This window comes from Shinella sp. 20P9.1.1 (assembly GCF_057798995.1).
On record NZ_JBYOLC010000006.1, the window covers coordinates 254,354 to 280,017 of the forward strand.

A 25,664-nucleotide genomic window follows, 5' to 3' on the forward strand; every position below is an offset into this window, starting at 1 on the left:
TTTACGAGCGCAGAAGCACCTTCGTCGAATCGAGCGCGGCGGCGATCTGCTGATAGTGGCTGGCGCGTTTCTCCGAGTTTTCGGCGGCGCGCAGCAATTGCGTTGACGCTTCGTCGATCACCTGCCGTGCCTGCTCCATCGCCTTGCTCAATTTTTCCCGCTTGACCGCGGCATAGGTCTTCGTCTGCTTGAGCCTCGGATTGGCTCGAGAACGCTGGCGCGGTGCCTTCGCGTCCGTGATGCCCGACTGGATGCGACCGAGCTTGCTGGAGGCACGGCTGATGATCTGGCGCGCTTCGGCATAGGCGGGGCCGGACGGGATGCGATGGGCGATATCTGCAAGACGCTGGCGTAGACAGTCGATGCGATAGACGGGATCGTAGCGGGCGCATTCGTCGCGTGCGCCGTTGATATTCTTGACGATGGAGGATGTGAGATAGTCGGTTGGCACGGCAACGGCGGTCGAAGTGGCGTCGCTGCTGGTGTGGGAGGCCGTCGAGCCACGGCCCGGACTCGTCTGTCCCTGGACGTCGGGAATGGCCGTGAGGGTGAGTGCGCCCGCCAGCAGCGCGGCGTGGATCGAACGCAGATAAGCCGATTTGATCATGCCTTCCTTCTCTTGTTATTCCGGATCGCCGAAGGCCATGCGCATGCTGCGCTGGGTGCCCGCGCCGATGTCGCCGTCGATGGTGCCCTTGTAGAATTTGTTGCGGCTGAGTTCTGCTTGCAGCGCCTTGCGCGTTTCCGGCTTGAACATGGTTGGACGCGTGGAGAGCTGCTGGAGAACGTCGTCCACGCCGGAGCGCAGCGCCTGATAGAGATAGTTGGCCGCATCCTCTGGCGTCTTGCCCGGCACCAGCCCGTCGTCGATCAACGCCGCGACGTTGAACATCGCCTGCGGGTGGCGCAGGTCCGCGGCGCGGATGAAGAGCTCGACGGCCTTTTTCGGATTGCGCGGCAGACCCTCTGCGCCCTGATAGTAGAGGAAGCCGAGATCGTTGATCGCGTCGGCGAAACCGAGATCGGCGGCCTGCTGGTAGAGTTTGATCGCCTCCGGCACGTTCTGCGCCGTGCCGATGCCCTTTTCATGCAGTTTGCCGAGTTCGAACATGGCTTCGGCATCGCCAGCGGCGGCCGCCTTGCTGAAGAATTCGAAGGCTTTTTCGGGCTGGAATTTTTTCGTGTCCGGTGTCAGCGCCATATAGCCGAGGCCGAGCATGGCGCGCGTATTGCCCTCGCCCGCCAGGGCGGCGAGCTGCACCTCCTGGTCGGGCTTCAGCGCCTGCCATTGCGAGGCCTTGTCGCCGCCATCGGCGACGGCGGCGTCCTCGCCGGCGAGGAAATAGGGGGCACCCGACAGGGAGCCGTAGAAATGCGGCTGCTGGCGATTGGCGGTGAGCGCCATGACGCGATCACGCACCTGGCGGAAGACGAGGCCGATCTCGACATTCGGCCTGGGCAGGTTTTCGAGGATCGCGGTGGCGAAGGGACTGTGCTCGCCGTCCCCATCCAGCGCCACCTTGCCGCCTTCGGCGGCATAGATCACCAGCATGCCGCGTGACGGATCCGGCGCGGCGAGCCCGTCGCCGCCGAGCGTCGCGCCATTGGCCGCCACCACGCCGGGCAGTGTCGGAAAGGGATTGTTGCGGCATGAATCGAGAATGACGACGCGCAGTTTGCGCGCCCGCTCGACGCTGCGCAGAACCGACGACAGGCTGACGGCCTGATCGGGGATCTTCGCGGGGTCATCGACCTTGATATCAATGGGCACGAGATAGTTTTCGCCCGCCGCCTCAACGCCATGGCCGGCATAATAGACGAGCGCGATGTCGGCGGTCTCCACCTTGCGCGAAAAGGCCGTGACCGTATCCTGCATCTGCACGAGCGGAACATCGACGGCGAGGTCCACCGTGAAGCCGAGGCGTTGCAGCATGTCGGCAACGGCGCGGGCATCGGAGGCGGTGTTCTTCAGTGGCGAGATCGAGGTGTAGGCGGACATGCCGATGACCAGCGCCATGCGCTTGAAGGAGGCGGCGGGTACCGTCAGGGTATTGCCGGCCGTGATCTTTTCCACCCCGGTCTTGATGGGCATCAGACCGCGCGTCTGGCCGCCGGCATTGGCCGAGTCCTGTGCGCCGGCGCTGCCGGCCGAAAGCAGCACCGCCAGGAAGAGGAGGATGACCAGTCTCGAGGGAAGCATGTGCCCCTTTCGCCTTCCTCATGCGCCGATCGCGATATGAGCAGGAACGGATCATATCCTATGCATATTCGAATTCGCTTGGCCATGGGACGGCTTTTCTTGGGGGCTTCGATTTGCTACGCCGCAAGCCGACGGAATTTTAGGGATAGGGAGGCCTCATGACACCGGACGTAACCCCGCTTGTTGCCGGAAACTGGAAGATGAACGGCACGCGCGCATCGCTCGACCAGATCAAGGCGATGGCCGAAGGCGTGATGGGACCGCTTTCCGACAAGGTCGAGACACTGATCTGCCCCCCGGCAACTTTGCTCTATGTGGCGACGGCGCTCTCTACCGACAGCCCTTTGCAGATCGGCGCACAGGATTGCCATGAAAAGGCCTCCGGCGCCCACACCGGCGACATCTCGGCCGAAATGATCGCCGATTGCTTCGGCACCCATGTCATCGTTGGCCATTCCGAGCGCCGCACCGACCACAAGGAAAGCGATGCGCTCGTGCGCGCCAAGGCGGAGATCGCCTATGCGAGCGACCTCGTCGCCATCATCTGCATCGGCGAGACCGGCGACGAGCGCAAGGCCGGCAAGACGCTGGACGTTCTGAAGACGCAGCTCGCAGGCTCCGTGCCGGATGGTGCGACGGCGGAAAACACGGTCATCGCCTATGAGCCCGTCTGGGCGATCGGCACCGGTCTTACGCCAACAGCAACCGACGTGGAGGAGGCGCACGCCTTTATGCGCGCCGAACTCAAGAGCCGGTTTGCAGGTGAAGGCGCGAAGATGCGCATCCTCTATGGCGGCTCGGTCAAGCCCGGCAACGCGAAAGAATTGATGGGTGTCGCCAATGTCGACGGCGCACTGATCGGCGGTGCGAGCTTGAAATCCGACGACTTCCTTGCCATCTACCGCGCATACGAAGCGCTGACGGCCTGAGTCCTGTGCTGATCGTTTGCCTGCCCGGAAAAGGGCGGGCAGACGCCGGCTGGGGCTTGGAATGGCGCACGGCTTGGTATATTGAGCCGCAAACCTGAATTTTGGGCCGTCTGGCCGGGATCCTTAAACATGCAGACCATCTTGCTCGTCATCTATCTCATGGTCGTCGTCGCGCTGATCGGCGTCGTGCTGATCCAGCGCTCGGAAGGCGGCGGCCTCGGCATCGGCGGCGGCTCCGGCTTCATGTCGGCGCGCGGCACGGCCAATGCCCTGACGCGCACGACCGCGATCCTCGCCACGCTGTTCTTCGTTCTGGCGCTCGGCATGGGCATCATCGCCCGCTGGGAATCGCAGCCGACCGACATTCTCGACCGTATCCCCGGCACGACGGGCACGGGCGGCGTTCTCGATTCCCTCGGCGGCGAAAAGAAGCCGGAGCAGGGCACCCAGAACAACACGACCAATCAGACACCCGCGACGACCGGCACCGACGCCGTTCCGACCGAAGGCGGCGCCGCAACCGGCACCGGCAACACCACCACGACGACGGGCACCGGTACTACGGGTGGCGCCACGACGGGCACGGGCGGCAATGCCGGCGTTCCCAGCGGCCAGTAAGCCGCAAACGTAAAAAACAAACCGGCCGGTTGGGTCACACCAACCGGCCTTCTTCTGTGTAAAACGCCGATTGCGACTTCCGAAATCACGGGCAAAGTGATTTTTCGGTGGCGTGGTTGATTTTGAAAAGGTATGCGGTGACTCCCATGGCGCGATATGTATTCATCACAGGCGGCGTGGTTTCTTCCCTCGGAAAAGGCATCGCAGCCGCTGCACTCGGAGCTCTCCTTCAGGCCCGCGGTTACCGCGTTCGCCTGCGGAAGCTGGACCCCTATCTCAATGTCGACCCGGGCACCATGAGCCCGACGCAGCACGGCGAGGTGTTCGTCACCGACGACGGCGCGGAAACCGACCTCGACCTCGGCCATTACGAGCGCTTCACCGGCCGCTCGGCCACCAAGACCGATAACATCACCACCGGTCGCATCTACAAGAACATCATCGACAAGGAACGCCGCGGTGACTATCTCGGCGCGACCGTGCAGGTCATTCCGCACGTCACCAACGAGATCAAGAACTTCGTCACCGAAGGCAATGACGACTACGATTTCGTCATTTGCGAGATCGGCGGCACGGTGGGCGACATCGAGGCGATGCCGTTCATGGAAGCGATCCGCCAGCTCGGCAATGATCTGCCGCGCGGCACCGCCGTCTATGTTCACCTGACGCTGATGCCCTATATTCCGGCCGCCGGCGAGCTGAAGACCAAGCCGACGCAGCACTCCGTCAAGGAGCTGCAGGCCATGGGCATCCACCCGGACATCCTTCTGGTGCGCGCCGACCGTGAAATCCCGGAAGCCGAGCGCAAGAAGCTGTCGCTGTTCTGCAACGTGCGCGCAACGGCCGTGATCCAGGCGCTCGACGTGTCCTCGATCTACGACGTGCCGCTCGCCTATCACAAGGAAGGCCTCGACGACGAGGTGCTGGCCGCCTTCGGCATAGAGCCGGCGCCGAAGCCGCGCCTGGAAGCCTGGCAGGACGTGTCCGATCGCATCAAGACGCCCGAGGGCGAGGTGACGATCGCCATCGTCGGCAAATATACCGGCCTCAAGGACGCCTACAAGTCGCTGATCGAGGCGCTCTATCACGGCGGCATCGCCAACCACGTCAAGGTCAAGCTCGAATGGATCGAGTCGGAAGTCTTCGAGAAGGAGGACCCGGCGCCCTATCTGGAGAAGGTGCACGGCATTCTCGTTCCCGGCGGTTTCGGCGAGCGTGGTTCCGAGGGCAAGATCAACGCGGCGCGCTTTGCCCGCGAGCGTAAGGTGCCGTATTTCGGCATCTGCTTCGGCATGCAGATGGCGGTCGTCGAAGCGGCCCGCAACCTCGCCGGCATCGAGAAGGCCTCGTCCACCGAATTCGGCAAGACGGCCGAGCCGGTCGTTGGCCTGATGACGGAATGGGTGAAGGGTAACGACCTGGAGAAGCGTTCGGCTTCGGGCGATCTCGGCGGCACGATGCGCCTCGGCGCCTACCGCGCGGCGCTCAAGGGCGGCACGAAGATCGCCGACATCTATGGTTCGACGGATATTTCCGAGCGCCATCGCCATCGCTACGAGGTGAATGTCGACTACAAGCAGAAGCTCGAAAACTGCGGCCTCGTCTTCTCCGGCATGTCGCCGGATGGCGTGCTGCCGGAGACGGTGGAATATCCGGATCATCCGTGGTTCATCGGCGTCCAATACCACCCGGAACTGAAGAGCCGTCCGCTCGATCCGCACCCGCTCTTCGCGAGCTTCGTCGAGGCGGCGCTGGAACAGAGCCGCCTCGTCTGAGTGTAGAAATCCCGTTTTAAGAACCGCCCGGTGCAGCAAGCGCCGGGCGGTTTTTTATTGGCTGGCAGTGCGTGCCGTCGCTTGCCGTAACGTGATGGCCGTAAGGGCAAGCATTAGCCCGTCCGCCGCCGGCATGGCGAACCAGATGCCGCTTTCTCCGAACAGCGTGGTTAGGGCAAGCACCAGCGGCATGGTGAAGAGATAGGGCTTTGCGAGGCTCAGCAGGGCCGCGCGTTTGGCATCGCCGATCGCCTGGAAAGAACCGGCGACGACCATGAGCGGTCCGGAGACGATATAGAGCGCCGCCATGATGGGCATGATGCGGGTGACGGCGGCGATGACGGACGCATCCGAGACGAACAGGCTGGCGATCTGGCCAGGCAGTGCGACGAGCAGCATCTCGATGCCGAGGCAATAAATGAGGACGGCGGCGAGGCCGAGGCGCAGCACCGCATTGGCGCGCTGCGTCAGGCCGGCGCCATGATTGTTGCCGAGGATCGTCTGCACGGCCTGGCTCATGCCGAGCAGCGGGAGATAGGCGAAGGTCAGGATGCGGGTGACGATGCCGTAGGCCGTGACCAGGGTTTCGTATGCGCTACCTGCCGAGATTTGCAGGGCGGCGATGACCGCGGAGGAGACGAGCGCAAGACCGATGAAGCCGAGGCTTTGCGCCGCGCCGAGCGCCAGGATGTCTCGTGTCTGTTCGGACAGGCGGGATGGTTTGCCCATGATATCCGTAAGGCGCAGGTTCGTTTTCCCGACAGTCCTGAACAGCACGAGAATGCCGAGCGCCAACAGTTGCGCCAGCACGGTCCCGAGCGCGGAGCCGGTGACGCTGAGATCGAGCCCCACGATCAGGATATAGTTGAAGGCGAGGTTGGCGAGCGAGACGAAGAGGCTCGCCAGCGCCATCAGCCCGACGCGCCCTTCGCAGCGAAGCGCATCAACATTGACCGCCAGCAGCAGTTGGAACGGGGAGAAGAACACGACGATCGCGATATAGCGATAGGCCAAGGTTTCGAGCACCGGCGCGCCATTGCCGATGGCGGCGATGAGGGCGGGACCAACGGCAAGGAAGGCCAGGATGAAAGCTGCACCGAGGGCCAGCGCCAGCCAGTGGGCGGCAGAGAAGACGGTGCGGGCCGCCGGCAGATCGCCTGCGCCGAGACGGCGGGCCAGCAGGCTCGCCATGCCGCTGCCGACGAGGGTGGCGAGAGCCACCAGCAGCATGAAGATGGGAAAGACCGCCGTGACGGCGGCGACGGCCTCCGGCCCGGCATAGAGGCCGAGCATCACGGCATCCATGACAGTCAGAAGCCCGTTCATGCTCATGACGAAGACGATGGGGGCTGCCGTCCTGGCGAAAAGCGCGCCGAGCGGCGCGGTCAGAAATAGGTTGGAATGGTCTTGCGACATCCCGCTCTCCTCATATGCATTCCGATAAGAGGGAGGGGCTCGCATTACCTGCCGCACGAAATGCTTCGAGGGTCGGGGTCGTCGAAGATCAGATTTCACCGGGACTTACGTCTGCGAGCGGCAGGTATCTGAAACCTTGGAATGCTCGTTACCGGTGCGGCGCGATGGCGTCAAGCCGTGGGCGTGAAGGCCCGGCGCGGTGGCCGGGCCTTGCTGTCCTATTCCGCGGCCTGCGGCAGCGGGCAGATGCCGCTGGCGCAATCCTCGCCGGCCAGCGATCGTTGGCCGAGCGCGATGGTGAGCGCGGCACTGAGGCCGGCTGCGACGGAGACCCAAAAGCCGTTGTGCGGACCAAAGGTATCGACGGCCCAGCCGGCGACGAAGGCACCGAGCGCCATGCCGATCCCGATGCCGGTCGTGACCCAGGTGACGCCTTCCGTCAGCATGGCCTCGGGCACACGGCGTTCGACGATGCCGAAGGCGGTGATGAAGGTGGGCGAGATGGCGATGCCGCTGACGAAGACGGCGATGGCCAGCAGCGGCACCGTGCCGGCGAAGGGCAGCGGCAGTGCCGTGAGCGCCAGAATGGTGACGGCGATCATCAGCTGCTTCGGCAAGGCCAGTTTCGGGTTCAGAGCACCGAGCACGAGGCCGACGACGAAGGAGCCGATGGCATAGACGCCGATGACGAGGCTTGCGGCATTCGGCTGGCCGAGATCCTTGGTGATGGCGACCGCGCTGACTTCGGCCGTGGCGAAAGTGGCGCCGACGAAGACGAGAGCGAGCGTGATGATCTGGATCGGGCGCAGGCGAATAGCCGACTTCTGCGGCGCGCTGCCGGCGACGTGGCGAACAGCGGGTTCTGTGCTCCGCTGGAGCACGAAGGCGAGGGTGCCGAGCGCCAGGAAGGCGGTGCTGATCAGCATGCCGGCTTCCGGGAAGAGCGCGACGGCGAGGCCGACCGAGAGCGACGCGCCGGCAATATAGACCAGCTCGTCGGCCGCCGATTCGAAGGCGAAGGCGGTGTTGAGTTCCGGGCGGTCGCGGAAGAGTTCGGTCCAGCGGGCGCGCAGCATGGCGGGCATGCTGGGCATGGCGGCGGCAAGCAGCGCGGACGCAAACAGCGTCCAGACCGGCCAACCCTGGTTTGCGGCGGCAATCAGCGTGAGGAAGGCGATGACGGAGACGATGGTCGTCGGCATCAGCACCGCCGACTGGCCGTAGCGGTCGACGGCGCGGGAGATTTGCGGGGCGATGAGGGCGTTGGTCAGCGCATAGGTCGCCGAGACGGCGCCGGCGAGCCAATATTCACCATGGGTCTGCGACAGCATGGCGACGATGCCGATCGGCGCCATGGCAATGGGAAGGCGGGCGAGAAAGCCGGCGGCGGAGAACCCCTTGGTTCCCGGCACGCTGAAAATTTCCTTGTACGGGTTGGACATGGCCTGCTCCTGTAAACGGGCGGTTCCACCACTTACATACGTGGCGTATATCCAGGAAATAGTTGCATACGAGGCGTATGTCAAATAAAATACGCGACGTATGTGAATAGGAGGCGCCATGCGCAAGCCGCGCGAGGAAATGATTGCCGAAACAAGGGCAAAGCTGATTGCCGCCGGCCGCAAGGCCTTTGGCACCGTCGGCTATGCCGATGCGTCCATGGATGATTTTACGGCAAGCGCAGGGCTGACGCGCGGCGCGCTCTACCATCATTTCGGCGACAAGAAGGGGTTGCTTCAAGCCGTGATGCGTGAAATCGACGCGGAGATGACGGTGCGGCTCAACCGTATTTCGGCGGCTGCGCCGAACCGCTGGCAGGGCTTTGTCGATGAATGCGTCGCCTATATCGAGATGGCGCTGGAGCCGGAAATCCAGCGCATCATGTTCCGCGATGGGCCGGCGGTGCTGGGCGACGTCTCGCAATGGCCGACCAGCCGCGGCTGTATCGCCGCACTCAGCCGCAGCATAGATCATCTGAAGGCGGAGGGAACGATGGCCGAGATCGACACCGAAGCCGCCGCCCGCCTGATCAATGGCGCCAGCAGCCATGCGGCGTTGTGGATCGCCAATTCGGACGATCCGGAGGATACCTCGAAACGCGCTGTGCGCGGCTTCCGTACCGTGCTGGATGGCTTGCGCGCGAAGGCCTGACGGGCGGGTCAGGATCCCGCCGGGGCTTCCTTCAGTTCGGATGCGTTGGTGCCGATCGTCATCGTGTTGCCGCGCCAGTCGATGGTGCCACCGATCCAGGCGCGCAGCCAGATGGCGGGCATCATGATATCGCGCGCCATCATCGCCGGCACGGACCAGCGCGAGAGATGCCAGCCCTTGAACCGTGCAAGGGCGAGTTCCGGCAGGTAGATGCCGGCGAGCACCATCAGGACGGTGGGCAGGAGCGCCAGGTCGCCCAGCGCGACGGCGACGAGTGCGAGCAGCAATGGCGGCAGCACGCCCAGAAGAATTTCCGGCGCAAAGAAGCTCGGGAAGGTGACGCGGCGCAGGCGCGACCAGCGGGCCTGGCGTGACCAGATCTCCTGCTCGGTGCGGCGGCCGAGCGGTTGCTCGAACGGAGCGGATACCAGGTGGACCTTCAGGCCAAGCCGGTTCACCAGCTTGGTGGAGGCGGCATCCTCGGCGATTTCGGCATTGAGAGCATGGATGCTGCCATTCGCATCGAGCATCGGCTTGTACCAGAGCATGCTCTTGCCCTGCGCGAAGCCCAGGCCGACAGCCTCGCCGGCATATTGCCAGCGCGCCTGCTGGGTGTTGAGGAACATGCATTCCACCTCCGCCCAGAAACCCTCCGGCCGCGAGCCGAGCGGCGTGGAGCAGACGAGGCCAGAATCGCTGCGCCAGCTGCCCATGAGATGCTGGATGTAGTCCGCGGGCATCAGCACATTGGAATCGGCAAGGATCACCCAGTGGTGCCGGGCGGCCTGCCAGCCCTTCACGCAATTGTTCAGCTTCGGGTTGGCGCTGATCCGGTCATCGCCGACGAGGATGCGCATTTCGATTTCGGGATGGGCGGCGGCGGTCTTTTCGATGAGCGGGATGATCGGATCGTTGCCGTGGGCGACGCAGAACAGCAATTCGTAGCGCGGCCAGGAGAGGCGGAAGGCGCGCTCCAGCGTTTCGCCGGTAAAATTTTCGATGCCGCGAACGGGGATGACGATGGAGACCGGCGGCTTCTTGCGCAGGTCCGGCGTTGCGCCCGTGGCATCCAGCCGCCTGCCGGCGATGAGGATGCTCGCGAGATTGGTCGCGACGAGAGCGCCCGAGGCAAGGGCGAAGGCCTGAGCCATGTCCATTCACGCAGTCTCCGAAAGGCGCCACGCTTTCAGGCGGCGGCCGGGGTGCATTCACGCGCGAAGGAACACCATTGTCACATGACAGGGGAATGACGGGCATAGTTCATCCCCTTCGCAATGCGGCGAAGGGGATGAAAGGAAAGCGCTTTATGACAGGTATTCCGCCGTCGTAGTAACCTTGCCGTAGCCGAATTCCAGCGCTGACATGATGGTGGCGTGGACCTGGGCGGCCGGCACGACCGAATCGCCGAAAGCCTTGTCGCGCGTGGCGCAGGCATCGTGCACCACCGTCAGATCATAACCGAGGTCGGCGGCGGCGCGGGCGGTGGCGTCGATGCAGACGTCGCTCATGGCGCCTACGACGACGACCTCCTCGATGCCGCCGGCCTTCAGCGTGTCCTGAAGAACGGTGTCGCGGAAGGAGTTGGGGTAGTTCTTGATGACGACGGTATCGCCGGCTTCCGGCGTCACGGCGGCGATCGGGTTGATGCCATCGGTGTTGGGCGCAAAGAGCGGCGAATCGGCTTCCAGCGAGACGTGATGGACGTGGACGATCTTATCGCCGCGGCTGCGGGCGGCCGCGACGACGCGGGCGGCATTGTCGGCGGCGGCGTCGATGCCATCAAGCGCGAAGCTGCCGGTGGCGAGATAATCCTTCTGGAGATCGACGATGATGACGGCGCGTTTGCTCATGGGAAATCCTTCCTCGGTTGATGTCATGGACATTCTTCCTCCATCCTGCCATCTCTCGCCATTGGCGATACCGACATAATCAAGGGTGAAAGTGACATGGTCTCCTCGGCCGAAATCGGACTGGTGATCTATCCCGGCGCGCAGATGGCGGCGGTGCTTGGCATGACCGACCTCTTCAATTCAGCAACCCATATGGCGCAGGCGAAATGCGGGGCGGGGGCAAAGATCCGGGTCAGCCACTGGCGGCTTGAGGACGGCACTCCGGTGCGGACCGATGCCAGCGATACCCCGGATGCGGCAGAGCGCCCGGCCGTGCTGGTGCTGCCGCCGGCCCTTGGCGACCCGATCCTGCGCGAGGAGGCGGCGCCCTTCGCGGCCTGGCTGCGCGAATGCCATGCCTCCGGTATCCAGCTCGCCTCGATCTGCGCCGGTGCCTTCCTGCTCGGAGAGACGGGGCTGCTCGCCGGCCGCACCATCACCACCAACTGGGTGATCGCCGAAACCTTCGAACTGCGTTTTCCCGACGTGACCGTCGATACGGACCGGTTGCTCAGTGAGGACGGCGATATCGTCACGGCCGGCGGCGTGATGGCCTGGGTGGATCTGGGGCTGAAACTGATCGACCGCTTTCTTGGGCCGACGATCATGCTGGAGGTCGCGCGGCAGTTCGTCGTCGATCCGCCCGGCCGTGAGCAGCGCTACTACAGCACCTTCTCGCCGCGCCTGTTGCATGGCGATGCGGCGATCCTAAAGGTGCAGCATTTCCTTCAGGCGAACGAGGCGCGGGAAACCGCGATCGATATGCTGGCCGCGCAGGCGGGGCTGGAGGAGCGGACGTTTCTGCGGCGTTTCCGCAAGGCGACGGGGCTGACGACCTCGGATTATTGCCAGCGGCTGCGCGTCGCCAAGGCGCAGGAGCTGTTGCAGTTCACCATCCGCTCGGTGGACAGCGTGGCCGTCGATGTCGGCTACAATGACCCCGGCGCCTTCCGGAAGGTTTTTGGCCGCATCGTCGGACTGACGCCGGGCGATTATCGCAAGCGATTCCGGTCCTAGTCTTCCGGCCGCGTGCGGTTGCGTACCACGGTGACGGTGCAGGGCGCATGCGCTGCCACCTCGCCGGAGACGCTGCCGAGCATCGAGCGCATGGCCGATTCGGCGCGCGCACCCATCACGATGTGATCGACGTAGTTTTCGCGGGCATAGGCGAGGATGGCGTCGGCCGGCGAGACGGCTTCCAGCACATGGAAGGTGATGCCGCCGCCGGGTGTCGGCAGGCCGGTCGACCAGGTGCGCAGTTCCACGAGCCGCATGACATGCTTGTTGCGGCCCTCCTCGTCGAGCGAGGTGTCGAGCGCGATGCGGTTGATCTTCAGCACGTTGAGGCAGGCGATGCGGGCATCCGGCGTGTTCTCGATGATGCGTGCGACCGTCCGGCGCTTCGCCTCGTCCAGCTCCGGCGTGCTGCCCGAAAGATTGATCGCCACCGCGACGATCGGCGCATTGGCAAGCTGCGCTTCCGCCGTCTGCGGCTTCACCGTCTCGATCGGCACCGGATTGAAGCGGCGGCGCAGCACGGTGCCGAAGGTGTCGCGCTTCATCTTCTCCGCCCGCGCGGTGAGCTTGACGGCGGACAGGTCCTGCAGATCGAGTGCAAGCTGTGCCGCACTCGGATAACGCCAGGCGGGGTTTACCTCCAGGCAGCGCAGGATGATTTCCTGTAGCGCCAGCGGTATCGCGCCATTGCGGGCGCGCGGCGGCAGAGGATCGCGCCAGAGCCGGCGTTTCAGACCCTTCAGCCGCTGCGGATCGCCGAAGGGGCGCTCGCCGGTGGCGAAGAAATAGAGCATGACGCCGAGCGCAAAAAGGTCGCTGCGGAAATCGCTGCGCGTGCCGAGCACCTGTTCGGGCGCCATATAGGGGGCGGTGCCATAGGGCAGGCGGAACTGCTCGTCCATCAGGTCCGGCAGATGGATGTGGCGGGCAAGGCCATAGTCGATCAGCACCGCCTCGCCGCTCTCGCGGAACATCACATTGGAGGGCTTAAGGTCAAGATGCACGACATTCTGCCGGTGCAGCGAATCGAGCGCGACCGCGACCTTGGCGCCGATGGCGGCGACTTCGTCCGGCGGCAGCGGCAGGCGTTCGAGCAGCGGATAGAGCGAGGTGCCGGGCAGGCGCTCCATAACGATATAGGGCAGGGTGGCAAAATCGCCGTTGGCGACGAAGCGCGGCACATACGGGCCAGTGAGGCGCGGGAGGATCATCTGCTCCATCTCGAAACCGACGATGGCAGCGGAATCGTCGCCTTCGCCGATGACCGGCACCTTCATAAGGATAGGGCAGTCGATATCCGGCCGGGAAACCTGCCAGATCCGCGCCATGCCGCCATTGTGCGCGATGTCCTCGATGATGAAGCCGTCGATCTCGTCGCCGGGTTTCAGGCGTCCCTTTACCATCAGCGGCCCTCGAACAGTCGCTCGGCCAGCGAGACGGGCAGGCCGGCGGCGCGAATCTTGTTGGCAGCCGTCGCGATATCATAGGCGGCGCGCAGGAAACGCAGTTCGGCGCTCCCGGTGTCGTAGAGCGCGAAGGCGGCGCACGGATTACCGTCACGCGGCTGGCCGACGGCGCCCATGACGGCAAGCCAGCGGCGCTGCGGCAGAAGTGGCACCGGTGTAGCGGCGACGGGGCGGAAATGCGTGACCTTGCCGCCGGGCGCCGTGCAGTAGAGCGCCGGCTTATGCACATGGCCGCAGAAACTGACGCGTGCCTCGCAGGCGCCGAGATGCTGGCCGGCATCGCTGGCATCGAGCACATAGTTCCAGTCGGAGGGTGCGCTGGCATCGGCATGCACGAAGAGGCAATCGCCCTCGCGCGCCTTCAAGGGCAGGGCGGCGAGGAAGGCGCGGGCATCGCTGCCAAGCTGCCGGCGCGTCCATTCGAGCGCCATGGTCGCCGTCGGGTTCATCGTGACGGAGGCATTGCCGATGGCATCGTCATGGTTGCCGCGCAGGATGATCGCGCCTGATTCCGCCAGAGATATTGCCGTCTCGACGCACCATTCGGGATCGGCGCCATAGCCGACGATATCGCCGAGCACAACGAAGCGCTCCGCACCCGCCGCCTGCGCCGCCGCCAGCACAGCCTCGAAGGCTTCGCGATTGCCGTGGATATCGGAGAGAATGGCGAGCAGCATGACCGTCCGGATCGTTGCGGGTGCCGGAGCATAGCGTGCCTTGTTGCATGCTGCCATTCAACGGAAGGGGAATATCACGCCGCCGAATCGCGCTCCGTCACGATTTTTCGAATGCGAAAAGATCCGCATCGGCATCGTTGTGGCCGGCAATGTCGGCAGAGACGATCTCGGCGGCGATCTGGCTGAAGGTGATGCCGTTACCGCCGAAGCCCATGACGGCGAAGACATTGGGGAGTTTCGGAACGCGCCCGATCAGCGGCAGACCGGTGCGGGTAATGCCGAAGGGCGCTGCCCAGACATGATCCGGTTCCGGCAGCGTGACGCCCAGCAAAGCTTCCGCCTTGCGGCGGATGATCTCTGCCTTCTGCTTCAGCTTTGTCCGCGAGCCGTAGGCATCTTCGCTGTCCTCGTCTTCGCCGCCGGCAATGAGCCGGCCGTCGCGGGAGCGGCGGAGATAGAGATAGGGATCGGCGCCTTCCCAGACGATGCAGTCCTTTAGCCACGCCGGCAATTTTATACCGGGCGGCGTGGCGAGCGCCCAGGTGGAGACGATGGCGTGGTTCTCGTTCGCGACGGTTTCCAGAAATTCGTAGCCGGAGCAGAAGACGGCGTGCCCGGCGGAGAGAATCCTCCCGTCCGACGTCGCAAGAAAGACCTCGCCGGTCGTGGCGCGCACATCGGTGATTTCGAGCGGGCTGACCACTTCGACGCCGCGCGTCATCGCCGCACGCAAAATACCCGCCGCCATCTGGGCGGGATTGGCGGAGGCGGAGATATCGCTGAGGATGGCGCCGGTGCGATCTATGGCGAAACGCTCGGCCAGCGCCGCGGCATCGAGAAAATCGGCCTCTATACCGGCGATTTGGCGGTTTTCGACCTCCTTGCGCAGCGCCCGCTGGCCGTAGGTGTCGCCCGTCAGGAAGAGGGTCTTCTTGCGTTCGAAACCGCAGGAAAGGTCAAGATCGGCAACGATCCGCGTGAGCTGCTCGACGGCGCGGGCGGATCGCCGCCAGGCGCGCTGGGCGTTCGACGCACCGATCATTTCCGTAAGCCTGTGCAGGGGGATATCGATCTCGTGCTGGATCATGGCGGTGCTGGCAAGCGTACTGCCGTGCACGGGCTTGCGCCTGTCCACGACCAGCACGCGACGCTTTCCGTCTGCCAGCGCATGGGCCATCAGTGCTCCGGAAATGCCGGCGCCGATGATGATGACGTCATAGTCCCGGGCAGCGGGCGTTTGGTGCAGGCGAACGGAGAGGCGCGGTGTGTCTGCCCATAAAGGGCGGGATTCGTGCAGGGCGCGCTGGCGGGTGAGGTCTGGGGAGGAAGAGATGGCTGAACTCCGGGTGAGACGATGCGCAGCAATGGCCGGCGACCGGAAAAGTTCCTCCCGTTCCTTATGGGCGCCTTGCATGCTTGCATTGCAGGCGCAAAGCATGCAAAGCACGGGGCGCCTGAAACACGACCGGATTTTTCGCCATGACCGTGAGTTCGAGAACGCCCCGCCCGATCGATCATCTGGTGCTGCCGGTGTCCGATCTCGGTGTTGCCCGTGACCGGCTGACGGCACTCGGCTTCACCGTCGCCAAGGACGCTCGCCACCCCTTCGGCACGGAAAACTGTTGCGTCTTTCTTTCCGACGGCAGCTATCTGGAGCCGCTCGGCATCGCCAATCGCGAGGAATGCGAGGAAGCCGCGCGCGAGGGCAATGCCTTCATCGCCCGCGACCAGGCTTTCCGTTTCCGCCGCGGCATCGAGGGTTTCTCCGGCGTCGCCATGGCGACGAACGATGCCTTGGACGATGATAGGCGCTATGCGGCGGCCGGTCTGTCCGGCGGTTCGGTGCTCGAATTTTCCCGCGACATGCTGCTGCCCGACGGCACCTCGGCGACCGGAAGCTTTCGGCTCGCCTTTGCTGCCGACCTGCGCAGCCCCGATTTCTTCTTCTTCGCCTCGCAACGCGTCCAGCCGCTGCCATCAGACCGCAAGGCGCTGGAAACGCACGAGAACGGTGTGGTAGCGCTCGCCGAGGTCGTGCTGTCGGAGCAGAACCCCACGGATTTCCAGTATCTCGTGCAGGAAGCGGCGGATGAACGCGAGGTCGAGGCCCTGTCCTTCGGCATGTCCGTCGATACGCCGCGCGGCCGCATCACCGTGCTGAACGATGCCGGCCTGGAAGGCTTTTACGGTATTCCGCCGGTCGCCGGCGCGGATCGCGGCCTCAAGGGACGGGCGGTCGTTTTCAAGGTGGCCAGCCTGACGGCATGTCAGCATGCGCTTACCCAACGTGGTGTCATGTTACAGATACGCGACAACCGTATCGTGGTGCCGCCGGCGCCCGGTCAGGGCGTCCACTTTATCTTCGGAGAATAAGATGCAGACAAATTCGACCGTCATCGTCGGCGAAGGGCCGAAGAAGGTCACCTTCTCGCAAACCGCCCGCTTCTCGCTGATTGCCGGCCCCTGCCAGATGGAAAGCCGCGACCATGCCTATATGATGGCCGGCGCGCTCGTCGAAATGACCGACAAGCTCGGCATCGGCCTCGTTTACAAGTCGTCCTTCGACAAGGCGAACCGCACCTCGCTCTCCGGCAAGCGCGGCATCGGGCTTGAGAAGGCCTTGGAAATCTTCGCCGACCTCAAGAAGGATTTCGGCTTTCCCGTCGTGACGGATATTCATACGGAAGAGCAGTGCGCCATCGTCGCCAAGACCGTCGACATGCTGCAGATCCCGGCATTCCTGTCGCGCCAGACCGACCTGCTGGTCGCCGCCGCCAAGACCGGCCGCGTCATCAACGTGAAGAAGGGCCAGTTCCTCGCCCCCTGGGACATGAAGAACGTGCTCGCCAAGTTTACCGACAGCGGCAACCCGAATGTCATGCTCTGCGAGCGCGGTGCCTCCTTCGGCTACAACACGCTGGTCTCCGACATGCGCTCGCTGCCGATCATGGCTTCGCTCGGGGCTCCTGTGGTCTTCGATGCGACCCATTCGGTGCAGCAACCAGGCGGGCAGGGCGGTTCGTCCGGTGGCGACCGCAAATTCGTTGAGACGCTGTCTCGTGCGGCCATCGCTGTCGGCATTGCCGGTCTCTTCGTCGAGACGCATGAGGATCCGGACAACGCACCTTCCGACGGTCCCAACATGGTGTACCTCAAGGATATGCCGCGGCTTCTGGAAAAGCTGGTGGCCTTCGACGACATCGCCAAGGCGTAAGACAGTTCAAACGGATGACATGATCGCATGTCATCCGTTTTTTCTTGGGCGTAAACGCCATTGTAATTTCCGCATCGTCGATTAAAAGTGGATTTTAATCGATTAATAAACCCCGAACCAGGACGATATCCATGACTGCTATCATCGACATCATCGGCCGCGAGATTCTCGACAGCCGCGGCAACCCCACCGTCGAAGTGGACGTGCACCTCGAGGATGGCAGCTTCGGCCGCGCGGCCGTTCCGTCGGGCGCCTCGACCGGCGCGCACGAAGCCGTCGAACTGCGCGACGGTGGCAAGCGCTACCTCGGCAAGGGTGTCGAAAACGCCGTCGCCGCCGTCAACGGCGAAATCTTCGAAGCCATCGGTGGCCTTGAGGCTGAAGACCAGATCGCCGTCGACCAGACGATGATCGAACTCGACGGCACGCCGAACAAGGCCCGTCTCGGCGCAAACGCCATCCTCGGCGTTTCGCTCGCCGTCGCCAAGGCTGCCGCCGAAGCCGCCAATCTGCCGCTCTACCGCTATGTCGGCGGCCCGAACGCCCGCATCCTGCCGGTGCCGATGATGAACATCATCAATGGCGGCGCCCATGCCGACAACCCGATCGACTTCCAGGAATTTATGATCGTTCCCGTCGGCGCCGACAATATCCGTGACGCCGTGCGCATGGGTTCGGAAGTGTTCCACACGCTGAAGAAGCAGCTCGCCGCCGACGGCCACAACACCAACGTTGGTGACGAAGGCGGCTTCGCACCGGGCCTCGCTTCGGCGCCCGCCGCACTCGACTTCATCATGAAGTCGATCGAGAAGGCCGGCTACCGTCCGGGCGAAGACATGCATATCGCGCTCGACTGCGCCTCGACCGAGTTCTTCAAGGACGGCAAGTACGTTCTGGAAGGCGAAGGCCGCACGCTGGAGCCGGAAGCCATGGCCGAATACCTGGCCGAGCTCGCTGCCAAGTACCCGATCTTCTCGATCGAAGACGGCATGGCCGAAGACGACTGGGACGGCTGGAAGTCGCTGACCGACAAGATCGGCAAGAAGGTGCAGCTGGTCGGCGACGACCTGTTCGTCACCAACTCGGCCCGCCTGCGCGATGGCATCAAGATGGGCGTCGCCAACTCGATCCTCGTCAAGGTCAACCAGATCGGCTCGCTGTCGGAAACGCTCGACGCCGTCGAGACCGCGCACAAGGCGAGCTACACCGCCGTCATGTCGCACCGCTCGGGCGAGACCGAGGATTCGACGATCGCTGACCTCGCCGTCGCCACCAACTGCGGCCAGATCAAGACCGGCTCGCTTGCCCGCTCTGACCGTACCGCCAAGTACAACCAGCTGATCCGCATCGAGGAACTGCTCGGCGCTCAGGCCAAGTATGCCGGCCGCGGCATCCTGCGCGGCTGATCGAAAAACAGTTTTTCCAAAATGGCGAAACCCGCGTCGAGAGGCGCGGGTTTTGTTTTTTGAGAGTGATCACAGGTTAATCGGGACGCGGTATGGCCCGCCTTTTTCACGCATCGTCTACCGTGCGGCGTGGATGCTCGGGTCAAGCCCTGACATGACGGAGGGGAGGGAGCGCCTCCCCCAGCCATCAATGCAATGGCCTGCGGCAAGGCTCGGAAATACCTTTTCGCCACACTTTCTCACCCTCTGCCGCTTGCTCTCTCCGGCCTCTTCCTCTCCCACGTCATGTCAGGGCTTGACCCGAGGATCCACGCCGCACCCGCATCGTTTGGAACGTGACAGGCGGCCACGCCGGAGCGTTTTGGCACTGTTCTACACCCGCCCATCCGCTTTTTCCCGCCCCGTCCATCGTGGTCAATGATCGGTTAACCGCTTGGCGCTAATGTCTGAATCGTATTGCGTATCGGGGCACGTGCATGTGGACCAAACACCATAAGAAGCGGAAATTCGGGCGGCTGACGCTGCCGGTAATTACAGTCGCATTCCTCTCCTACTTCGGTTATCATTCCGTCCATGGCGACTTCGGTCTGCGCGGAATGGAGGATTTCGAGCGACAGAGAGTGGAACGGCAGGCGCGTCTGGACGTGCTCGTGCGGCAACGCCAGATCCTGGAAAAAGAGGTGGCTCTGATGAGCGACGGTTCGCTCGAGCGTGACATGCTCGACGAGAAGGCGCGCTCGTACCTCAACATGTCCAGGGCTGATGAAATCGTCATTTTCCACTGAAATGCTCGATTAACCGAAATCAGGTTAATCGTAAATATGCCTTACTAATCAGTGGCTTGCCGAGAATATAAGCCATGCATTTATAGCATTGCTACGATGGGCATTCTTCCCTATGGTTTCGTCAAAAGGGCAAACATAGGGAGGAACCGATGGCTCCGCGTAAGACCGCGTCCACGTCCAGCCGCAAGATTGCGGCAAAGCCTGCGAAGAAAGACTTCAACGGCGGCACGATTGCCGACTTCTCCAAGGAAGACGACCTGAAGGCTTACCGCGAGATGCTGTTCATCCGGCGTTTCGAGGAAAAGGCCGGCCAGCTTTACGGCATGGGCTTCATCGGCGGCTTCTGTCACCTTTACATCGGCCAGGAAGCTGTCGTCGTCGGCATGCAGCTGGCGCTGAAGGAAGGTGATCAGGTCATCACCGGTTATCGCGATCACGGCCATATGCTGGCTTGCGGTATGAGCGCACGCGGCGTGATGGCGGAACTGACCGGGCGTCGCAGCGGCCTTTCCAAGGGCAAGGGCGGCTCCATGCACATGTTCTCCAAGGAGAAGCATTTCTACGGCGGCCACGGCATCGTCGGCGGTCAGGTGTCGCTCGGCACGGGGCTGGCCTTTGCCAACCGCTACCGCGGCAATGACAACGTCTCGCTGACCTATTTCGGCGACGGCGCGGCCAACCAGGGCCAGGTCTATGAAAGCTTCAACATGGCGGCGCTGTGGAAGCTGCCGGTCATCTACATCATCGAGAACAACCGCTACGCCATGGGCACCTCCGTCTCGCGCGCCTCGGCCCAGACGAATTTTTCCGAGCGCGGCACCTCCTTCGGTATTCCGGGCTACCAGGTCGACGGCATGGACGTCCGCGCGGTGAAGGCTGCGGCCGACGAGGCTGTCGAGCACTGCCGCTCCGGCAAGGGGCCGATCATTCTCGAAATGCTGACCTATCGCTATCGCGGCCATTCCATGTCCGACCCGGCGAAGTATCGCTCGAAGGACGAAGTGCAGAAGATGCGCTCCGAGCATGACCCGATCGAGCAGGTGCGCGCGCGCCTGCTGGAAAAGGGCTGGGCCAGCGAAGACGATCTCAAGCAGATCGACAAGGACATCCGTGACATCGTCGCCGACAGCGCCGATTTCGCGCAGGCCGATCCGGAGCCGGATGCATCCGAACTCTACACCGACATCCTGCTGTAATCCGGGGAGGGACACCAATGCCAATCGAGATTCTCATGCCCGCCCTGTCTCCGACCATGGAGGAGGGTACGCTCTCCAAATGGGTCAAGAACGAGGGTGACACCGTCAAGTCCGGCGACGTGATCGCCGAAATCGAAACCGACAAGGCGACGATGGAAGTCGAGGCCGTCGATGAAGGCGTAATCGGCAAAATCCTGATTGCCGCCGGCACCGAAGGCGTCAAGGTCAACACGGCGATCGCCGTGCTGCTGCAGGACGGCGAAAGCGCCGATGCGGTCGCCGCCCCCAAGGCTGCCGCCGCTGAAAAGCCGGCCGAAGCGCCGGCACCCGCTGCTGCTCCGGCCGCCGCTGCAGCACCCGTTCCGGCTCAGCCGAAGGGCGAAGTCGCCGCTGATCCGGATATCCCGGCCGGCACCGAAATGGTGATGACGACGGTGCGCGAAGCGCTGCGTGATGCCATGGCCGAGGAAATGCGCCGCGACGCCGACGTCTTCGTCATGGGCGAGGAAGTGGCCGAATATCAGGGCGCCTACAAGATCACCCAGGGCCTGCTGCAGGAATTCGGCGACCGTCGCGTTGTCGACACGCCAATCACCGAACACGGTTTTGCTGGTCTCGGCGTCGGTGCGGCGATGACGGGTCTGAAGCCCATCGTCGAGTTCATGACCTTCAACTTCGCCATGCAGGCGATCGACCACGTCATCAACTCCGCTGCCAAGACGCTCTACATGTCCGGCGGGCAGATGGGTGCGCCGATCGTCTTCCGTGGTCCGAACGGTGCCGCTGCCCGCGTTGGCGCCCAGCATTCGCAGTGCTACGCCGCCTGGTACAGCCACGTTCCCGGCCTCAAGGTCGTCATGCCCTACACGGCAGCTGACGCGAAGGGCCTTCTGAAGGCTGCCATCCGCGATCCGAACCCGGTCATCTTCCTCGAAAACGAAATCCTCTACGGCCAGAGCTTCGAAGTGCCGAAGATGGATGATTTCGTGCTGCCGATCGGCAAGGCGCGCATCCACAAGAAGGGCAACGACGTCACCGTCGTCTCCTTCGGCATCGGCATGACCTATGCCCTGAAGGCGATCGCGGAACTCGAGAAGGACGGCATCGATGTCGAACTGCTCGACCTTCGCACGATCCGCCCGATGGACCTGCCGACCATCATCGAATCGGTCAAGAAGACCGGCCGCCTCGTCGTCGTCGAAGAAGGCTTCCCGCAATCTTCCGTCGGCACCGAGATCGCGACCCGCGTCATGCAGCAGGCCTTCGATTATCTCGACGCGCCGATCCTGACGGTCGCCGGCAAGGACGTTCCGATGCCCTACGCCGCAAACCTCGAAAAGCTGGCGCTTCCGAACGTCGGCGAAGTCGTCCAGGCGGTCAAAACCGTCTGCTACAAATAAGGGGAGGGTCGAGGTATGCCGATCAACATTACGATGCCGGCCCTTTCGCCCACCATGGAAGAGGGCAATCTCGCCAAGTGGCTGGTCAAGGAAGGCGACACCATCAAGTCTGGTGACGTCATTGCCGAGATCGAGACCGACAAGGCGACGATGGAAGTCGAAGCCGTCGACGAGGGCGTTGTCGCCAAGATCGTCGTGCCGGCTGGCACGGAAGGCGTGAAGGTCAACAGCCTGATCGCCATCCTCGCTGCCGATGGCGAAGATGTGGCTGCTGCCGCAGCCGGCGGTGGTTCGGCCGCACCGAAGGCGGAAGCCAAGGCGACTGAGGCACCGAAGGAAGCCGAAAAGCCGGCTGCTGCCGCTCCGGCTCCCGTTGCCGCCGCTCCGGCGGCTGCGCAGAACCACGGCGGTGCCGGCCTGTTCTCCTCGCCGCTCGCCCGCCGTATCGCTGCCAATGCCGGTCTCGACATCAAGTCGGTCCCTGGCTCCGGCCCGCATGGCCGCGTGGTGAAGAGCGACGTCGAGAAGGCCATCGCCTCGGGCGGTGCCAAGCCCGCGACCGCTGCCGCAGCCCCGGCTGCTGCCGCTTCGACCGCTCCCGTCGCTGCGCCCAAGGGCATGTCGGAAGAGGCCGTGCTCAAGCTGTTCGAGGCCGGTTCCTACGAACTCGTGCCGCATGACGGCATGCGCAAGACCATCGCCAAGCGCCTGCAGGAATCCAAACAGACGATCCCGCACTTCTACGTTTCCGTGGATGTGGAGCTCGATGCGCTTCTGGCGCTGCGCGCCCAGATCAACGGTTCCGCACCGGAGAAGGACGGCAAGCCGGCCTACAAGCTCTCGGTCAACGACATGGTCATCAAGGCCATGGCGCTTGCGCTGCGCGACGTGCCGGATGCCAATGTCTCCTGGACCGATACGAACATGGTCAAGCACAAGCACGCGGATGTCGGCGTCGCCGTCTCCATTCCGGGTGGCCTGATCACGCCGATCATCCGCAGCGCCGAACTGAAGAGCCTGTCGGCCATCTCCAACGAGATGAAGGACCTCGGCAAGCGCGCCAAGGAACGCAAGCTGAAGCCCGAGGAATATCAGGGTGGCACGACGGCGGTTTCCAACATGGGCATGATGGGCGTCTCGAACTTCGCCGCCGTCGTCAACCCGCCGCATGCGACGATCCTCGCGGTCGGCGCAGGCACGGAGCGTGTCGTGGTTAAGAAGGGCCAGATGGTCATCGTCAACGCGATGACGGTCACGCTCTCCACCGACCACCGCTGCGTGGATGGTGCGCTCGGCGCCGAACTGCTCGGTGCCTTCAAGCGCTACATCGAAAGCCCGATGGGGATGCTCGTCTGATAGCGGGGTGCGGCCATGAAGACGGTTCTCTGCTACGGCGACAGCCTGACCTGGGGCTACAACGCGGAAACGCTCGACCGGCATGCCTTCGAGGATCGCTGGCCGAGCGTGCTCGCCAAGGCTCTCGGACCTGACGTCACCGTGATCGCGGAGGGCCTCAACGGCCGCACCACCGCCTATGACGACCATCTGGCGGATTGCGACCGCAATGGCGCCCGCATTCTACCGACCATTCTGCACAGCCACGACCCGCTCGACCTCGTCATCCTGTTCCTCGGCGCCAATGATATGAAGCCGACAATCTGCGGCACGGCCTTCGGCGCCGTACAGGGCATGGAGCGGCTGGTGGAGCTGGTGCGCCGGCACGCCTGGTCGTTCAGCGAGGAGGGCGGGCCGGAGGTGCTGGTCGTCTCCCCGCCGCCGCTCTGCGAAACGGCCAACACCGCCTTCGCGGCGATGTTTACCGGGGGAGTGGAGCAATCGGCCATGCTGGCGACGCTTTATGCGGATCTGGCGGATGAAACAGGCTGCGGCTTCTTCGATGCCGGCTCGGTTGCGGAAACGACGCCGCTCGACGGCGTGCATCTCGATGCGAAGAACACGCGGGCGATCGGCAAGGGTCTCGAGCCGGTCGTGCGCATGATGCTCGGATTATAATTCTAGAGAACAAAGGCGCGGTGCTTCTTCCCGCGCGAGAAACAAGGCAGGAAACGACATGGCTCAGACTTACGACGTCATCGTTATCGGTTCGGGTCCGGGCGGCTATATTGCCGCGATCCGCGCGGCGCAGCTCGGCCTGAAGACGGCCATCGTGGAGCGCGAACATCTCGCCGGCATCTGCTCCAACTGGGGCTGCATCCCGACCAAGGCGCTGCTGCGCTCGGCGGAAATCTTCCATTATGCCCAGCATCCGGGTGACTACGGCATCAAGATCGAGGGATCGGTGACGCCGGACCTGAAGGCGATCGTCGCCCGCTCGCGCGGCATCGCGGGCCGCATGAACGGCGGCGTCGGCTTCCTGATGAAGAAGAACAAGGTCGACATCATCTGGGGCGAAGCCAAGATCACCAAGCCGGGCGAAATTGTCGTGTCCAAGACGACGAAGGCGATCCAGCAGCCGCAGGCGCCGCTGCCGAAGAATGTTCTGCCCGAAGGTACCTACACGGCGAAGAACATCGTCATCGCCACGGGTGCGCGTCCGCGCGCGCTGCCGGGTATCGAGCCCGACGGTAAGTTGATCTGGACCTATTTCGAGGCGATGAAGCCGGAGGAAATGCCCAAATCGCTGCTCGTCATGGGCTCGGGCGCCATCGGCATCGAATTCGCCTCCTTCTACCGCACGCTCGGCGTCGATGTGACGGTCGTTGAAGTCATGAAGGCCGTCATGCCGGTCGAGGACGCGGAAATCTCGGCGCTCGCCAAAAAGCAGTTCGAGAAGCAGGGCATGAAGATCCATCTGGAGGCCAAGGTCGCCAAGGTGGAAAAGGGCGCCAACTCGATCACCGCCCATGTCGAGATGAAGGACGGCAAGGTGGAAAAAATCACCGCCGACCGCATGATCTCCGCCGTCGGCGTGCAGGCCAATATCGAGAATATCGGCCTTGAGGCGATCGGCGTGAAGACCGATCGCGGCTTCATCGCCATCGACGGCTACGGCAAGACCAACGTGCCGGGCATCTACGCCATCGGCGACGTCGCCGGTCCCCCGATGCTCGCCCACAAGGCCGAGCACGAGGCCGTCATCTGCATCGAGAAGATCGCCGGCCTGCCGAACGTCCACCCGATGGACAAGTCGAAGATCCCGGGCTGCACCTATTGCCACCCGCAGGTCGCCTCGGTCGGCCTCACGGAAGCCAAGGCCAAGGAACAGGGCCGCGACGTCAGAGTCGGCCGCTTCACCTTCGCCGGTAACGGCAAGGCCGTGGCGCTCGGTGAGGACCAGGGCATGGTCAAGACGATCTTCGACAAGAAGACCGGCGAATTGCTCGGTGCCCATATGGTGGGTGCGGAAGTGACCGAGATGATCCAGGGCTTCGTCGTCGCCATGAACCTGGAGACGACAGAGGAAGAGCTGATGCACACCATCTTCCCGCATCCGACGATCTCGGAAACGATGAAGGAAAGCGTGCTCGATGCCTATGGCCGTGCGCTCAACGCTTGAACGTGCTA

Annotated in this window: 23 protein-coding genes; 14 read left to right on the forward strand and 9 right to left on the reverse strand. The window is 63.6% G+C overall.

Annotated features, from left to right (window positions below):
• Window position 1: 1 nt before the first annotated feature.
• Both AC27VQ_RS13235 and AC27VQ_RS13240 read right to left on the reverse strand, forming a co-directional pair.
• On the reverse strand, window positions 2-607 hold the full coding sequence (locus tag AC27VQ_RS13235; protein ID WP_488716600.1) for a hypothetical protein: 606 nt from the start codon (window positions 605-607) through the stop codon (window positions 2-4).
• A 15-nt stretch (window positions 608-622) separates the two neighbouring features.
• Window positions 623-2,200 (reverse strand): caspase family protein, encoded by a 1,578-nt coding sequence (locus AC27VQ_RS13240; RefSeq protein ID WP_488716601.1) that lies wholly within the window; start codon window positions 2,198-2,200, stop codon window positions 623-625.
• Window positions 2,201-2,358: 158 nt separating this feature from the next.
• On the opposite strand from AC27VQ_RS13240, the gene tpiA reads away from it, so the two are divergent.
• From tpiA to pyrG, 3 genes are all read left to right on the forward strand, one after another.
• Window positions 2,359-3,129, forward strand: coding sequence for a triose-phosphate isomerase (gene tpiA, locus AC27VQ_RS13245; protein ID WP_488716602.1), 771 nt, complete (start codon window positions 2,359-2,361; stop codon window positions 3,127-3,129).
• Window positions 3,130-3,258: 129 nt separating this feature from the next.
• Window positions 3,259-3,747, forward strand: a complete 489-nt coding sequence (gene secG / locus AC27VQ_RS13250; protein ID WP_298101961.1) for a preprotein translocase subunit SecG — start codon at window positions 3,259-3,261, stop codon at window positions 3,745-3,747.
• 146 nt (window positions 3,748-3,893) lie between these two features.
• Entirely contained in the window at window positions 3,894-5,522 is a 1,629-nt protein-coding gene (pyrG, locus tag AC27VQ_RS13255) for a CTP synthase (protein WP_488716603.1), read from the forward strand.
• Window positions 5,523-5,576: 54 nt separating this feature from the next.
• Here pyrG and AC27VQ_RS13260 read toward each other — a convergent pair whose 3' ends face one another.
• Together AC27VQ_RS13260 and AC27VQ_RS13265 are read right to left on the reverse strand one after the other, a co-directional pair.
• The gene (locus AC27VQ_RS13260) at window positions 5,577-6,938 is read right to left on the reverse strand and encodes an MATE family efflux transporter (protein ID WP_488716604.1); all 1,362 of its coding nucleotides are present in this window, start codon (window positions 6,936-6,938) and stop codon (window positions 5,577-5,579) included.
• A 218-nt stretch (window positions 6,939-7,156) separates the two neighbouring features.
• Entirely contained in the window at window positions 7,157-8,380 is a 1,224-nt protein-coding gene (locus AC27VQ_RS13265) for an MFS transporter (protein ID WP_488716605.1), read from the reverse strand.
• A 118-nt stretch (window positions 8,381-8,498) separates the two neighbouring features.
• On the opposite strand from AC27VQ_RS13265, the gene AC27VQ_RS13270 reads away from it, so the two are divergent.
• On the forward strand, window positions 8,499-9,089 hold the full coding sequence (locus tag AC27VQ_RS13270) for a TetR/AcrR family transcriptional regulator (RefSeq protein WP_313528656.1): 591 nt from the start codon (window positions 8,499-8,501) through the stop codon (window positions 9,087-9,089).
• An 8-nt stretch (window positions 9,090-9,097) separates the two neighbouring features.
• Here the strand turns inward: AC27VQ_RS13270 and AC27VQ_RS13275 are convergent, their stop codons facing one another.
• Complete coding sequence (locus AC27VQ_RS13275; RefSeq protein WP_488716606.1) at window positions 9,098-10,246, reverse strand: ceramide glucosyltransferase; 1,149 nt, start codon at window positions 10,244-10,246, stop codon at window positions 9,098-9,100.
• A 147-nt stretch (window positions 10,247-10,393) separates the two neighbouring features.
• Window positions 10,394-10,939, reverse strand: coding sequence for an isochorismatase family protein (locus tag AC27VQ_RS13280; protein ID WP_488716607.1), 546 nt, complete (start codon window positions 10,937-10,939; stop codon window positions 10,394-10,396).
• Window positions 10,940-11,035: 96 nt separating this feature from the next.
• Here AC27VQ_RS13280 and AC27VQ_RS13285 point away from each other — a divergent pair, with 96 nt between their 5' ends.
• Window positions 11,036-11,995, forward strand: a complete 960-nt coding sequence (locus AC27VQ_RS13285) for a GlxA family transcriptional regulator (protein WP_488716608.1) — start codon at window positions 11,036-11,038, stop codon at window positions 11,993-11,995.
• On the opposite strand, the gene AC27VQ_RS13290 is transcribed toward AC27VQ_RS13285, so the two are convergent.
• The 3 genes from AC27VQ_RS13290 to AC27VQ_RS13300 all read right to left on the reverse strand — a co-directional run bounded on the left by AC27VQ_RS13290 (window position 11,992) and on the right by AC27VQ_RS13300 (window position 15,552).
• Window positions 11,992-13,398 (reverse strand): protein kinase domain-containing protein, encoded by a 1,407-nt coding sequence (locus tag AC27VQ_RS13290; RefSeq protein WP_488716609.1) that lies wholly within the window; start codon window positions 13,396-13,398, stop codon window positions 11,992-11,994. The genes AC27VQ_RS13285 and AC27VQ_RS13290 overlap by 4 nt on opposite strands.
• Window positions 13,398-14,138, reverse strand: coding sequence for a metallophosphoesterase family protein (locus tag AC27VQ_RS13295; RefSeq protein ID WP_488716610.1), 741 nt, complete (start codon window positions 14,136-14,138; stop codon window positions 13,398-13,400). Before AC27VQ_RS13295 ends, AC27VQ_RS13290 begins: the two co-directional genes overlap by 1 nt.
• Window positions 14,139-14,235: 97 nt before the next feature.
• The gene (locus AC27VQ_RS13300; protein ID WP_488716611.1) at window positions 14,236-15,552 is read right to left on the reverse strand and encodes an NAD(P)/FAD-dependent oxidoreductase; all 1,317 of its coding nucleotides are present in this window, start codon (window positions 15,550-15,552) and stop codon (window positions 14,236-14,238) included.
• Between the two features lie 65 nt (window positions 15,553-15,617).
• Here AC27VQ_RS13300 and AC27VQ_RS13305 point away from each other — a divergent pair, with 65 nt between their 5' ends.
• The 9 genes from AC27VQ_RS13305 (at window position 15,618) to lpdA (ending at window position 25,656) form a co-directional block, all read left to right on the forward strand.
• On the forward strand, window positions 15,618-16,511 hold the full coding sequence (locus tag AC27VQ_RS13305) for a VOC family protein (RefSeq protein ID WP_488716612.1): 894 nt from the start codon (window positions 15,618-15,620) through the stop codon (window positions 16,509-16,511).
• 1 nt (window position 16,512) lies between these two features.
• A complete protein-coding gene (gene kdsA / locus AC27VQ_RS13310; RefSeq protein WP_421592540.1) occupies window positions 16,513-17,352 on the forward strand; it encodes a 3-deoxy-8-phosphooctulonate synthase in 840 nt (279 codons plus the stop codon).
• A gap of 131 nt (window positions 17,353-17,483) precedes the next feature.
• Window positions 17,484-18,758, forward strand: a complete 1,275-nt coding sequence (eno, locus tag AC27VQ_RS13315; RefSeq protein ID WP_488716613.1) for a phosphopyruvate hydratase — start codon at window positions 17,484-17,486, stop codon at window positions 18,756-18,758.
• Window positions 18,759-19,234: 476 nt separating this feature from the next.
• Window positions 19,235-19,543 carry an FtsB family cell division protein gene (locus AC27VQ_RS13320; protein ID WP_257950752.1) on the forward strand — a complete coding sequence of 103 codons (309 nt, stop codon included), beginning with the start codon at window positions 19,235-19,237 and terminating at the stop codon, window positions 19,541-19,543.
• Between the two features lie 149 nt (window positions 19,544-19,692).
• Window positions 19,693-20,739, forward strand: a complete 1,047-nt coding sequence (gene pdhA / locus AC27VQ_RS13325) for a pyruvate dehydrogenase (acetyl-transferring) E1 component subunit alpha (RefSeq protein ID WP_488716614.1) — start codon at window positions 19,693-19,695, stop codon at window positions 20,737-20,739.
• A 17-nt stretch (window positions 20,740-20,756) separates the two neighbouring features.
• The gene (locus tag AC27VQ_RS13330; RefSeq protein WP_488716615.1) at window positions 20,757-22,139 is read left to right on the forward strand and encodes a pyruvate dehydrogenase complex E1 component subunit beta; all 1,383 of its coding nucleotides are present in this window, start codon (window positions 20,757-20,759) and stop codon (window positions 22,137-22,139) included.
• Window positions 22,140-22,154: 15 nt separating this feature from the next.
• The gene (locus AC27VQ_RS13335) at window positions 22,155-23,495 is read left to right on the forward strand and encodes a pyruvate dehydrogenase complex dihydrolipoamide acetyltransferase (RefSeq protein ID WP_488716616.1); all 1,341 of its coding nucleotides are present in this window, start codon (window positions 22,155-22,157) and stop codon (window positions 23,493-23,495) included.
• A 15-nt stretch (window positions 23,496-23,510) separates the two neighbouring features.
• Entirely contained in the window at window positions 23,511-24,152 is a 642-nt protein-coding gene (locus AC27VQ_RS13340) for an SGNH/GDSL hydrolase family protein (protein ID WP_488716617.1), read from the forward strand.
• 58 nt (window positions 24,153-24,210) lie between these two features.
• Window positions 24,211-25,656, forward strand: coding sequence for a dihydrolipoyl dehydrogenase (gene lpdA, locus AC27VQ_RS13345; RefSeq protein ID WP_313526857.1), 1,446 nt, complete (start codon window positions 24,211-24,213; stop codon window positions 25,654-25,656).
• The last annotated feature ends 8 nt before the right edge of the window (window positions 25,657-25,664 follow it).